At 58.4% G+C, this 12744-nt stretch carries 12 protein-coding genes; all 12 read left to right on the top strand.

The window, feature by feature from the left end:
* A partial coding sequence (locus AXW11_RS14870) for a multicopper oxidase domain-containing protein (RefSeq protein WP_286792439.1) occupies positions 1 to 1251 on the top strand: 1251 nt, incomplete at its 5' end.
* On the top strand, positions 1248 to 1997 hold the full coding sequence (locus AXW11_RS14865; protein ID WP_036206219.1) for a copper resistance protein B: 750 nt from the start codon (positions 1248 to 1250) through the stop codon (positions 1995 to 1997). The genes AXW11_RS14870 and AXW11_RS14865, both read left to right, overlap by 4 nt.
* Before the next feature lie 129 nt (positions 1998 to 2126).
* On the top strand, positions 2127 to 3473 hold the full coding sequence (locus AXW11_RS14860; RefSeq protein ID WP_091642419.1) for an APC family permease: 1347 nt from the start codon (positions 2127 to 2129) through the stop codon (positions 3471 to 3473).
* A 102-nt stretch (positions 3474 to 3575) separates the two neighbouring features.
* Complete coding sequence (locus AXW11_RS14855; protein ID WP_036206225.1) at positions 3576 to 3992, top strand: hypothetical protein; 417 nt, start codon at positions 3576 to 3578, stop codon at positions 3990 to 3992.
* An 80-nt stretch (positions 3993 to 4072) separates the two neighbouring features.
* Positions 4073 to 4435 carry an NADH-quinone oxidoreductase subunit A gene (locus tag AXW11_RS14850; RefSeq protein ID WP_036206228.1) on the top strand — a complete coding sequence of 121 codons (363 nt, stop codon included), beginning with the start codon at positions 4073 to 4075 and terminating at the stop codon, positions 4433 to 4435.
* A complete protein-coding gene (locus tag AXW11_RS14845; protein WP_258955197.1) occupies positions 4432 to 6186 on the top strand; it encodes a heavy metal-binding domain-containing protein in 1755 nt (584 codons plus the stop codon). The genes AXW11_RS14850 and AXW11_RS14845 overlap by 4 nt, the downstream gene beginning before the upstream one ends.
* Entirely contained in the window at positions 6183 to 7079 is an 897-nt protein-coding gene (locus AXW11_RS14840) for a complex I subunit 1/NuoH family protein (protein WP_091642416.1), read from the top strand. Before AXW11_RS14845 ends, AXW11_RS14840 begins: the two co-directional genes overlap by 4 nt.
* The gene (locus AXW11_RS14835; RefSeq protein ID WP_041335190.1) at positions 7079 to 7615 is read left to right on the top strand and encodes an NADH-quinone oxidoreductase subunit J family protein; all 537 of its coding nucleotides are present in this window, start codon (positions 7079 to 7081) and stop codon (positions 7613 to 7615) included. Before AXW11_RS14840 ends, AXW11_RS14835 begins: the two co-directional genes overlap by 1 nt.
* On the top strand, positions 7612 to 7923 hold the full coding sequence (gene nuoK / locus AXW11_RS14830; RefSeq protein ID WP_036206236.1) for an NADH-quinone oxidoreductase subunit NuoK: 312 nt from the start codon (positions 7612 to 7614) through the stop codon (positions 7921 to 7923). The genes AXW11_RS14835 and nuoK overlap by 4 nt, the downstream gene beginning before the upstream one ends.
* The gene (locus AXW11_RS14825) at positions 7920 to 9818 is read left to right on the top strand and encodes an NADH-quinone oxidoreductase subunit 5 family protein (RefSeq protein WP_062372457.1); all 1899 of its coding nucleotides are present in this window, start codon (positions 7920 to 7922) and stop codon (positions 9816 to 9818) included. Before nuoK ends, AXW11_RS14825 begins: the two co-directional genes overlap by 4 nt.
* 15 nt (positions 9819 to 9833) lie before the next feature.
* A complete protein-coding gene (locus tag AXW11_RS14820; protein ID WP_075194528.1) occupies positions 9834 to 11303 on the top strand; it encodes a complex I subunit 4 family protein in 1470 nt (489 codons plus the stop codon).
* Entirely contained in the window at positions 11303 to 12667 is a 1365-nt protein-coding gene (locus AXW11_RS14815; protein ID WP_041334511.1) for an NADH-quinone oxidoreductase subunit N, read from the top strand. Before AXW11_RS14820 ends, AXW11_RS14815 begins: the two co-directional genes overlap by 1 nt.
* Positions 12668 to 12744: the final 77 nt, after the last annotated feature.

The following is a 12744-nucleotide window of genomic DNA, read 5'->3' as shown; positions in this document are numbered from 1 at the left end:
AACGGTTTTATGAACACAGTTCGGGATCGCATGGCCTGGGGTGGCATGCGCATGATGAAAGCAGACGTCGAAGACGTGCATGGCTTTACGGGCCTGATCAATGGCAAAGGGCCGGACCAGAACTGGACCGGACTCTTTGAGCCGGGTGAGCGGATCCGGCTGCGATTCATCAACTCCTCTGCGATGACCTACTTCGACATCCGGATTCCCGGTCTGGATATGACGGTTGTCCAGGCTGACGGCAACAATGTTCAGCCGGTCAGTGTGGACGAGTTCCGGATCGGTGTAGCGGAAACCTACGATGTGATCGTGCGCCCGAAAGATGAGCAGGCTTATACCATTTTTGCTGAATCCATGGGACGGTCAGGCTATGCAAGGGCTACGCTGGCCCCCGAAATGGGTATGGAAGGGTCCGTGCCACCAATGCGTGAACCAGCGCGCCTGACCATGGCTGATATGGGGGGCATGCCTGGCATGGACCATGGCAGCATGGCAGGCATGGATCACGGAAACATGGATATGGGTGACTCGGGTGACATGTCCGGGATGGATCATTCCTCGATGGAGGGGATGGACCACTCCAACATGGACAGCATGGATCATTCCAATATGGAAGGTATGGATCATTCCAGCATGAAAGATATGGATCATTCGGGCATGTCTGGCATGTCCGGCATGTCTGGCATGGACCATGGTTCCATGGCGATGGGGAAAGAAGAAGCAAACGATCCTTTCTACGCCAAGGGCAGTGGCCTCATGCCCAAAGCTGCTAATGGCGGTAAATTCCTGTCTTACGCTGACCTCAAGGCTCAGGATCCTTTGTATGAAGACCGCGAACCGACCCGGGAGATCGAGCTTCGCCTGACCGGCAATATGGAGCGTTACACCTGGAGCATTAATGGCGTCAAGTATGAAGACGCCGATCCGATTCGTCTCAAATACGGTGAGCGGGTCCGCTTCAAATTTGTCAACGAAACCATGATGACTCACCCCATGCACCTGCACGGTATGTGGTCCATCCTTGATGTTGGCGCAGGCCAGTGGAACCCGATCAAGCACACCGTTAGCGTGAACCCGGGCACTACGGTGTACATGGAAACCGAGGTTGATGAGCCAGGCCAGTGGGCGTTCCACTGTCACCTGTCCTACCACGCGGCCGCTGGTATGTTCCGTAAGGTGATTGTTGAAGGTGGGCCAGAGTCGCCGCAGGCCAAAACAGACGTGATTGCTGAAGATGGAGGTGAGGCATGAGCTGTATTCGATCACTTGTCGCGGTCAGTTTCCTTGCCTCTGCTGGTTTCTCAACGGCGGTGACAGCTCAGGAAATGATCTCCGACACCACTGCTCGCAAGCAGCCGCTCAAAACCTGGGGTGTTCAGTTCGAGGAGTTTGAATACCGCTACAGCGACGATAACGAGGAACTGGGCGTCTGGAACGCGGATGCTTTTTATGGCACCGACGAGTTTAAAGTCCGCTTGCTCACAACCGGGGAGTACGAGATCGAGGAGCAGGCCTACGAAACACTGGAAAACCAGTTGGTCGGCCAGATCCCCATCTCCAGGTTTTTCGACGCCAAAGCGGGTGTGCGTTTCGATACGCCCGAAGGGCCGGACCGTACGTATGCCGTTCTCGGTGTCGCCGGGCTGGCACCCCAATGGTTTGAGATCGATGCAAATCTGTATGTGAGCAATGAAGGTGAGACGTCCGCTGAGCTGGATGCGGAGTATGAATTATTACTCACCAATTATTGGATCCTCGGGGCGACACTGGATGCGACGGTCGCATTCAGTGAGGATCGTGAAATTGGCGTTGGTAAAGGGCTGGTTTCCACGGAAACCGGCCTCAGGGTGCGTTATGATCTGGTTGACCGGGCATTCTCGCCATACTTGGGCGTGGTGCATGAGCGTAAGTATGGTGATACGGCGGACTTTGCGCAGGCAGACGGCGGTGGTAGAGAAGACTGGTTTGCCGTGATTGGTGCTCGTATCGTGTTCTGACCGTGGTGTCTTGGGCCAGGGTCTTCCCCTGGCTTTTTTTTCAGGATTTGATGTAGGTCAAATGTTCGAAATGCTCCGTCAGATTTCGGTGGCATGTCAGGTTTTTGAATAAGAGTATCAGGAGAGCGAATGAGCAGGGAGCAGGACCGAACCACTCGCTATCAGGAGGGGAGTCTCACACTCACGGGAACCGTTATGCTGGGTACCGGGGTGATGATTGGTGCCGGTATCTTCGCTTTGACCGGGCAGATGGCACAGATGACGGGCACTCTGTTTCCATTGGCGTTTCTGGCCGCGGCGATAATCGTCAGTTTCAGCGCCTATTCCTACATCAAGATTTCAAATGCATACCCCTCCGCCGGCGGTATCGGTATGTACTTGCACAAAGCATACGGTGATCGGTTGCCGACGGCTTTCAACGCGTTGCTGATGTACTTCTCGATGGTAATTGCCCAGAGCTTCCTGGCCCGAACCTTTGGATCTTACACCATGCAACTGTTCGGTGGCGATGAAAGCGGCCGAATGGTGCCGATTCTTGGCGTAGCCCTCATTATGGCAGCGTTTCTGATCAATCTACTCGGCAACCGGATGATTCAGAGCGTAGCGTCTTTCATAGGCGTGTTAAAGATTGGAGGCATACTGATTTTCGGAATTGTGGGTATCTGGATTACTGATAACCTCGCAGTAGACTTTTCAGGCACGGGCGAAGCCGGAGCAACGGGTAATTTTCTGGGTGCGACGGCGCTGGGAATACTGGCCTTCAAGGGTTTTACCACGATTACCAACAGTGGCTCCGAGGTAATCGACCCCAAACGGAATGTGGGGCGGGCGATCATTATTTCCATCGCGGCCTGCGTAGTGATTTATACCCTGGTGGGTTTTGCGGTTGCCAGCAATCTGTCGCTGGGTGAAATCATTGAAACGCAGAACTATTCGCTTGCGGCCGCAGCGCGTCCGGCGTTGGGCGAGTATGCGGTCTGGTTCACGGTGGCGATTGCTATGACGGCCACCGCCGGTGGCATTCTGGCCAGCATTTTCGCCGTCTCGCGTATGTTGGCCATGCTGACTGAAATGAAGCTGGTTCCTCACCGTCATTTCGGTATGCCTGGCAGTATCCAGAAGCACACGTTGGTTTACACGGTGGTTCTCGGGCTCGTTCTGACGGCGTTTTTTGACCTCTCACGGATTGCCGCTCTGGGCATTGTGTTCTATTTGGTAATGGATATTGCCATTCACTGGGGAGTTCTTTGTCATTTGCGCGACGATGTGAAGGCAAAGGCGTGGGTGCCAGCGATTGCTATCGTCCTGGATTTGCTCGTACTCGTGGGTTTCGTCTGGGTCAAACTGAATAGTGATCCGTTTGTTATTGGCGTGGCGGTAATTACGATGATTGTTATCGTCGCAGCAGAGCATATTTTTCTGAAGAAGTTTCTGCGCTCGGAACATGAAGAATCGCATGTCCGTGATCACCACTAATCGGCGATAACTGGATCGTTGAGCTTTTTGTAACCCTGTGATAGGACTAGACGCCAGCGTTGATGTGACACCAATTGTTGAACGAAAGCGGGAGGGATCAGGATGAAAGCAAATAGCTTTAGACTATTCGTGTTTTTGTTGTTTTTACAAGCGCCATATTTACAGGCTGATGAGATTCTCTCGGGCGAAGATGTTGCCAATGTCGTCGTCGGAAACACGGTGCAAATGGTATTTCGGGATGCCCAAGACAATTTTCGCACTCGAACCTTTCATGAGTACTATGATCCCGATGGGTCGATCTATGGAATGACCAAGTATCGTGAACAACAGGGAAACCTTACCCATTATATTGGAAGATGGGAGGTGAAAGACGGTAAATTTTGCACATCTGTCTACGGTCGCAACTATTCCTGTAACAAGATAAAGCCTTTGTCTGGCAATAATTTCGAATTGGTCAATGAGGGAGGCGAGATCAGGAATGTTAAATTATACGAAGGGAAGCATCACGGACTGGAGTAGGGTACCCGGGAATTATTTTCATCGGGCATCCTGGCAAGAGAGTGAGGGGCTATTTGGTTGCTCGATCCGAGGATTGGATAATGAGTTTTTTGGAACTGTATAGTCTTTTACTTGCCCTGGTGGTCGGCATCGTGGCTACCATCCTGGGCCTTTACGGGTTTGTGCGCGTGATGGGCTCTGCGCGCGGGGAGCCGGGCAAGGATGTGCCGGCAAGCTCCGGTGTGCTGTCGCGGGATCCGGTGTGGGGGCGCTATCACGCGCGTTACTACGGTTACGCATTGTTGTTCCTGGCCTTCGATATGGAAATGGCGTTCATGTACCCATGGGCCGTCGTGTACAAAGAAGTAGGGCTGGTTGCTTTGTATGATATGGGCGTATTTCTTGCCATCCTCTTTCTGGGCCTGCTTTATGGCTGGAGTCAGGGGGCATTGAGGCGTCAATGACTTCTGATCATCCCATTAACACCACAGGTTCGCGTCAGAGGCAGACACGGTTTGCCGCTCTTCAGAAGTGGGTTTCCCGTGCATTTGCGCGTGACCTGAGTTGTCTCATCGTCCCGGGACAGGATGTCGCTCTGGCGCATGGCTTGAATGTGAGTGCCACCGGCATGCGTGTCGGCGCCTCACCCCGTGATGCGAATGTGCTTCTGATCGTCGGCGGGCTTTCAGAAAAAATGGGCGAGGTTGCAGCGGTGCTTTATGCGCAGATGCCCCGCCCGCGCACTATTATCGTGCTCGGTGGAACGACTCCATCGTCTTTACCAGGCGCTGATGTATCGGCCGGTCTTTCCCAAGAGGCACTGGCCGACGCGGTTGGGCGGCTGAAGCGGGCACTGGCGGAAGGTGCCTTCGCTACTTCAGCGGAGGATTTTGATGCCTCCGTCCTGCACGTCAAAATCGAGTACGTCTGCCCTATGCACCCGGAAGTTGTCGAAGACGAGCCGGGCAGTTGCCCCAAATGTGGCATGGATCTGGTAGCACGCGAAGCGGGTGAGTCGGCGCCCGATCATGATCATGAACACCATCATGACGAACATCAGCATGATCACGAACACCAGCATCATGGTCACGAGCACGAGCACGAGCACGAGCACGAGCATTGCCATGATCATGAGGATCAGAGTCATCATGATCACAAACACCATTCAGAACATGAACATTCCGGGCATGATCACAGTGGGCATGAGCATGGAGGGCACGATCACGGTGGCCACGATCATGGCGCCTCGGGATTCATGTCGATGATTGAAGTCACCAAGGATCTGCCACGCAGCGCCGATGGCCTGCAGATGGACTGGCTTGAGGTGCCGTTCGGTCCGGTCTTCCCCGGCTTGCCCGGCGGACTGAAGTTGACGCTGACCCTTGATGGTGACGGCGTAACGGAGGGGCAGGCGACCTCCCTGGTGGGGGTGACCAGCGAAGGTGAGAATATTGAAGAAAGTGAAGAGATGGATGCCGAGACCTTCATTGGGTATCTGTCAGCCGCAATTCCACTGGCACCGGTGAGCTACCGTCTTTTAGTCTGTCTGGCAATAGAGCAAGCGGCAGGGCTGGAGGACGATTCGGCAAACGCCGGTGCTCGCACCGGCGCCCTTGAGCGTGAGCGCATCGCCAGTCACCTTGGCTGGCTGGCTCAGTTAGGGCGCCAGCTCGGCTTTGCCTGGCTGACGCAACGGGCAGCAACTCTGCAACTGCAAGTCAGAGAGGCTAACAGGGACAGTCTTGCTGCACTGGAGCCAGCGCTGCACAAATTAACTATCCGCCTCGGGCGAACGCCTTTGCTCAAATCTCGGCTTAAGGGTGTCGGCCTACTGCCAACGGACTCTTTTGGTCTGCGCGGGCCCGTAGCGCGTGCTGCGGATGAAGGCGGTGATGCCTGGGCGCGCCTGTGGCAACGCCTGGCCGAAATTTCGGCCAGCCTTGACCTTATAAAGTCGGGCGGGGAACCGGAGCTGCCGGTTCTGCGCGACGTTGGCGATGTGTCAGGAACCGGTGAGGCCACCGTTGACACTCCGCGCGGCGAGGCCCGGTTAAGTCTGAAACTGGAGCGCGGCCATGTGAAGTCATACGAGCTGGACACCGCCTGTAGTCAGCATATCGGCCTGGTCCCTAAGCTTGTCGAGGGCCAGGAACTGGGCGATGCGCTGCTGGCAGTCGGGTCACTGGATCTTTCGCCCTGGGAGGTGACTTCGTGACCGTCGCTATTGTTTTGCTCGCGCTGCTTGGCAGCGCCTGGCTGCTGGCTGTGATTGAGGGCTGGATGGCGACTGGGCGTCTGAGTCCGGCCGCGCCTCTGTTTCGCGGCCTGGCTCACCTCGGTCGTGAGTCCATAGTACCGCGCTCACCAGACCGGGTCTTCTTCGAGGCCGCGCCCGTGCTTCTTTTGGTTGTCGCCGTGCTCGGTATGGCAGTCCTGCCGCTGGCGCCGGACCTGATCATTGCGGACCTTGGCACTGGCGCACTGTTTGTGAACGCGGCCCTGGCCTACGTGCTCGTCGCGGTGATCATGGCGGGTTGGGGGCCGGATGGAGCCTACGGGATGATCGGTGGCTGGCGCTTTCTGGGCCAGCTTATTGCCTATTCCATGCTGATTGTCATGCCGATCACGGCCGTGGCCATGCGTGCCGAATCCCTGGTAAACACTGCGATCGTTGGCTCCCAAGCGGGTCTATGGAACATCGTCTACCAGCCCCTGGGCTTCGTGCTGTTTTATATTGCGGCCATGGCACTGGCATTCCGCGCCCCTTTCGACCTGCCTTCTGCAGAGGGGGAGCTTGGCGGCGGTGTCGACGCTGAGTATACCGGGGTACGCCTGGCGGTGCTTCGCCTTGCCCGGCTGACGCTGGTGGTTACGCTGGCCTCCGCGACCACGGTGTTCTATCTCGGCGGCTGGCATGGGCCGCTGCTGCCGCCCTGGGCCTGGAGCCTGATCAAGACCCTGGCCGTGGCCGTGTCGATGCTGCTCGTCGGCCACTATCTGCCACGCATCCGCGAGGCGGATCTGATGCGGTGGTGCTGGGTCCTGGGTATTCCCCTCGCACTGCTCAATATCATTATTGTCGGCTTACTGATTCTGGTGGTTCCCTGATGTATGCACAGGCTTTTTTCGTTGCCGTTTTCGGGCTGGCTGCCATTGGCTTCGGCGTGGTGGTGTTTCGCACCTCGTCCATGATGCGTTCCGCACTGGCACTGCTGTTTTCGATGACCGCCGTCGGCTGCCTGTTCCTGGCGATGCAAACCGAATTCCTGGGCGTGCTGCAGATCATGATGATGGCCACCGAGATGAGCATCATGGCCATCTTCATGGTGATGTTCATGATGGATCCCGGCGGGCTTGGCGGTATGGATATGAGCCACCAGAAGCGCTTCTCGATAGGTGCCGGGGTGAGTGCCGCCGTTGTCGCCATCGCCGTTGCGCTGCTGTCCGACTGGGGCCCCGCAGCGGAGCAGGTGGTGGACGCGGAAGCGCAGACACGGGCGCTGGGCATGGAACTGCTCGGGCGCTCGATGATGATCTTTGAGACCGCCGGTATCACCATCCTGACCGCAATGATTGCCGCCACGGCAGTGGCAATACCGGTGCAGAACCTGTCAAGTAAAGACGACAAGGAGGCATCGGAATGACCATGATTCTGATATTGGCGCTTGTGACCGGCGCCATCCTGTTTGGTATCGGAGTCTACGGTGCACTGTCACAGACCAATCTGGTGATGATCATGATGGGCGTGGAGCTGATGCTGGCAGGCGCCATGGTGAATCTGGTGGCTTTCTGGCGCTTTCTGCATCCGGAAGCCTATTCCGGCCAGATGTTTGTGCTGGTGGTGATGACGGTTATGGCACTGGAGATGGCGGTCGGCTTTGGCGTTGCTATTGCGCGCTTCCGGGCCAAGGGCTCAGTCGAGATGGAAGAAGCGGAGGACCTGAAAGGATGAGTGCAGTGCTTCTGCCGATATTGCCACCGCTGATAGCCGCCCTGGCGGTGTTGATACTGCGCCGTGGCAGCGCTGCGCTGGCCCTGGCTGGCGCGACGCTCAGCCTGGCAGGCGGTGTCCGGCTGCTGGCCGGAGCCCTTGACGGCCAGGCCGAAACCCTGCTTCTACCCGGGCTGCCGGACATGCCCTTGCGCCTGGTTTCGGGTCCGATGACGGCACTGCTGAGTGTGGCAGTGGCCACGGTCGGAACCTTCGTTCTGGTTTATGCCATCGGCTATATGAAGCGGGAGTCCGGCCAGGCGCGCTTTTATGCCGTAATGTCGCTGTTCCTGGCGGCGATGCAGGCGTTGGTGCTGGCTGGCGACTGGGTTCTGTTGTTGGCGGCCTGGGAACTCATCGGCCTCTGCAGTTACCTGCTGATCGGCTTCTGGTTCCAGCGGCCGGAAGCCGCAAACGCAGCCAGCCGTGCTTTTCTCTATACCCGCAGCGCCGATCTCGGGCTTTATGTGGCGATATTCATACTCATCGGGTCGTCAGGTACCAGTGAGATCGCCGCCTCTCTGGAAGTTGGCGGTAGTGCCTCGACCGCCGCCGGCCTGCTGTTATTGCTGGCGGCCATGGGTAAGTCGGCCCAGGTTCCCCTGCAGGACTGGCTGATGCGCGCCATGGCCGGCCCGACACCGGTCTCGGCGCTGCTGCACTCGGCCACGCTGGTGGCGGCGGGCGCCATTCTGCTGATCCGGTCTGCGACGCTGCTGAGTCCTGAAGCGCTTTTCGCTATAGGGCTTGTGGGTGGTATCACCACGGTGGCGGCCGGGGTGATTGCGCTTGCCGAACGTGATCTCAAACGCCTGCTGGCGGCTTCCACGGCCAGTCAGTACGGCCTGATGCTGATTGCAGTGGGCGCCGGGGTTCCGACAGCCGCGCTGTTGCACCTTCTCGCCCATGCTGCCATTAAAAGCACCCTGTTTCTTGCTGCCGGTGACTTTCAACATGCCCGCGAGGGTACCGCTTTTGATCAGTTGAAAGGCGTTGGCCGCGCCAGGCCCTGGGCCTTTGCCGGCTTTGCGCTGGCAGCGCTGGCACTGGCGGGCATTCCACCGCTGAGCGGGTTCTTTTCCAAGGATGCGGTAATTGCTGCCGCGCTGTCGGGGCAAGGCGCCGCCTGGCTCGGCCCCCTGGCTCTGGCGGGCACTCTGCTTACCGGCGCCTATATGGGCCGGGCTTTACGGGTGCTCTGGCAGGGCTCGGGCGACAGCCGGCCGGTAGAAGGTACTGGCTGGATGCGCGCTGGCATCTGGGGTCTGGCGATCCCCGCCGCTGGCCTGGGTCTGGCCTTTGGTCCCCTGGAAACAATACTTGATCTGCCCGCTCCGGAAACCGCAGGTACCGTCGCCATAGTGCTGGGGCTCGTCGCCGCATTGGTCGGGCTGGCCTTGGGCTGGCTGGTGCCGGTCCAGCGCCTGCTTGGACCTGCCCATCAATGGGCAGAATCGGGTTTGGAGGTCGCGGGCGGGCTTACCGCCTGGATAGGCCGGCCCGCAATGGCTGTTGCCCGGGGCTGTGACCGTCTGGAGGATCATCTGTACGCGGCCGCGCTTGCCATTGGTCATACAGCTCTCAGCATTGCCCGTGGGGGCGAGCGACTGGAACAACGTTTGTATCTGGCCGTACTTGGCGTCGGCCGCGCCAATCTGGCGGTGGGTCGCTGGGTTCGCAGCGGGGATGAGCGTGGTATCGACGGCCTGATCTTTGCCCTCGTGGCCGGTGTGCGGGACCTCGGCGCGCGGGCGAGAACCCTGCAAAGCGGCCTGATCCATCACAGCCTGGCGATCAGCGCCGTAGCCACCGCTGTGCTCCTGGCCATCCTGTTTTCAGCTTCACTGAGTGTCTAAAGGAACCCTGTACTCATGTTACCACTTGTATCCCTGACCCTGTTTTTGCCACTCGTCGGCGCTGTGCTGATTCTGTGTTTGCCGAAGCCGACGGCGCGGACGGTGCACAGCATAGCGATCGTCAGTGCCGCCCTGACCCTGGTCGGCGCTCTGGCCATGTGGCTTCAGGGCGTGAGTGGTGACGGCTTTTCCCAGGTCGAAGAGCTGGTATGGATGCCGGCCATTGGCGCCGCCTACCGGGTCGGGGTTGATGGCATCAGCCTGCCGCTGGTGCTGCTGAGTGCCGTGCTTTTCCTGGTTTCTCTGATCTATGCGTCGTCGCTTCGCGACCGTCCGCGTGCCTACGTAGCTCTGATCCTGCTTCTGGAAACCGCGGCAATCGGTACCTTTACCGCCCTGGACGGCATTCTGTTCTACGTCTTCTTCGAAGTTTCCCTGGTGTCGATGTATTTCATGATTGCCGGATGGGGACATGAAGACCGGCAGCGGGCCGCCCTGATGTTCTTTATCTACACCCTGCTGGGCAGCCTGCCACTGTTGCTCGCAATTCTGGGGCTTTACCTCGGCAGTCCCGACCCCACCTTCGATATGCGGGCGTGGATTGCCAATCCTCCTCTGGAGGGGGCGGCGGCCATGTGGGCGTTGATCGCCATGCTGATTACCTTCGCGGTCAAGATTCCTGCGATACCGTTGCATACCTGGTTGCCTGCGGCCCACGTTCAGGCACCGACCGTTGGTAGCGTCATCCTGGCGGGTATCATGCTGAAGTTCGGCACATACGGGCTGGTGCGGTTCGCCCTGCAAATGACCCCTGACGCCCTCCGCGATGCCGGCATCGTTGTTTTGTTTTTCGGTGTCGTCAGCGCAATCTACGGTGCCTTTGCCGCCCTGGCACAAACTGATCTCAAGCGCCTGGTGGCCTATACCTCAATCAACCACATGGGCTACGTCATTGTCGGCGTCGCCGTTGCCGCACTGACTCTGGACCCGTCGGTGCGTGCCGTCGCGCTGGATGGAGCCGTGCTGCAGATGTTCAGCCACGGCCTGGTCACGGGGGCCCTGTTCCTGCTGGTAGGCATGATTCAGGAGCGCGCCCATACCCGGGAAATGAACGAGTTTGGCGGCCTGCTCAAAACGGTTCCACTGCTTGGCTGGTTCTTTGTGCTGGCGGCTTTTGCGTCTCTGGGGCTTCCAGGCCTCGCGCACTTCCCGGCGGAGTTCCAGATATTCCTCGCGACTCTGGGCACCACTCCTGTCGCGGTTGTGGTGATTCTGGGGATTGCCATTATCGCCGGGACCTTTCTCAAGGCCCTGCGCGAAATCTTTCTGGGTGAACCCCGGGATCGCTGGAATAGAATGCCGGACTTGAGCCCAAGGGAAATTCTCGCGGTTGCGCCCTTGCTGGCGCTGACCGTCGCTACCGGCGTGGCGCCGTCCTGGGTGTTGGACGTCATTCACCGGACTACTTCGGCACTGGTGCTGTAATGGGTCGAGATCTCGCATTAATCATTCCAGAAATTGCCGTTCTGCTGACGGCTGTTGGTGCCCTGATTGCGGAAATGCTGCGACAGCCCCGGATTTCGCTGATCATTGCCGTCATCGGCCTGGTCGTTGGCACCGGGCTGACCCTGCGCCTGCTCGGCACAGACACAACGGTATTTGGCGGCAGTTTCCGCATCGATACGTTAAGCATCTGGGCCAAGCTTATCCTGCTACCAGCTACGGTGCTCTCGATGCTGTTGGCGCGGGTGGATGTCCGGGGCAGCGCCCGCGAGGGTACGGTCTACAGCCTGCTGATCTTTTCCACTCTGGGCGCTCTGGTACTGGCGGGGGCAGGGGACTCCATGTTTCTGGTGCTGGGTACGTTGCTGACCGGCCTGGCCACCTTTGCCCTGGTTGCCTATCCGGATACTGATCCGGCGACCGAAGCGGCCATGAAATTCTTTGTGTTCGCTTCAGTCACCACTGCCATCATGATTTTCGGCCTGAGCTACTGGTTCGGTGCCTCCGGCTCTACGCTGATCGCCGATCTGCCGGCCATGGATACCATGCCGCTGGCCGTGATTCTCGGGTTCGTGACTGTGGTTGTGGGTCTGGGCTACAAGGCATCACTGGTTCCGTTCCACTTCTGGGCACCCGACGCCTACGAGGGCGCGCCACTGTCCATTGCCGCCTACCTATCCGTCGTGCCCAAGATTGGCGCCCTGTTTGCGCTCACTCAGGTGGTTCGTCACCTGCCACCGGAAACCGGCTGGGCTGCGGTCATGGCGGGGCTGGCCGTGCTGAGCATGACCTATGGCTATCTTGCGGCACTGGTGCAGGATAACGTCATCCGGCTGCTGGCCTATTCGTCGATTGCCCAGTCCGGCTATTTCCTGCTGGGCATCCTCGCGGTGGGCTCCAGTGAGCTGGCCTTACCATCGATCATTCTGTTCGCCGTCGCCTATGCGGCTATGAACCTGGGCGCTTTCGCGGTTGCCGCCATAGCCGGGCGCACTCTGAACGATTTTAGCGGGCTGGGCCGGTCGCGGCCTTTGATTGCCATCGCAATGGTAGTCTTCCTGCTGTCATTGGTGGGCATTCCGCCACTGGCAGGTTTCGTCGGCAAGTTCCTTCTGTTTGCGGCAGCCATTGACGTCCAGTTCACATGGCTGGCGGTGGTGGCGATCATCAATAGTGCACTGTCGCTGGCAGTGTATCTGCGCATTGTTGTGCCGATGTACAGGGGAGGGGATTCTGCATCCGTTGAGCTTGATGCATGGCTGGGATTCGTGGTGTTTGCGACGGTTGCAGCCACATTCATCATCGGACTGGGTGCCCAGTTTATGATTGTTCGCGACATCGTATGATGTGCCTAGTGTTGTGTTCGGCATCCATGCGAGAAAGCCGCCGAATGCTGACGTGGTCAAAAAATCGCCATCTTACC

The organism is Marinobacter sp. Hex_13 (genome assembly GCF_001566815.1).
GTDB lineage: Bacteria > Pseudomonadota > Gammaproteobacteria > Pseudomonadales > Oleiphilaceae > Marinobacter > Marinobacter salarius.
This window is presented reverse-complemented; position numbering and strand designations above follow the sequence as displayed.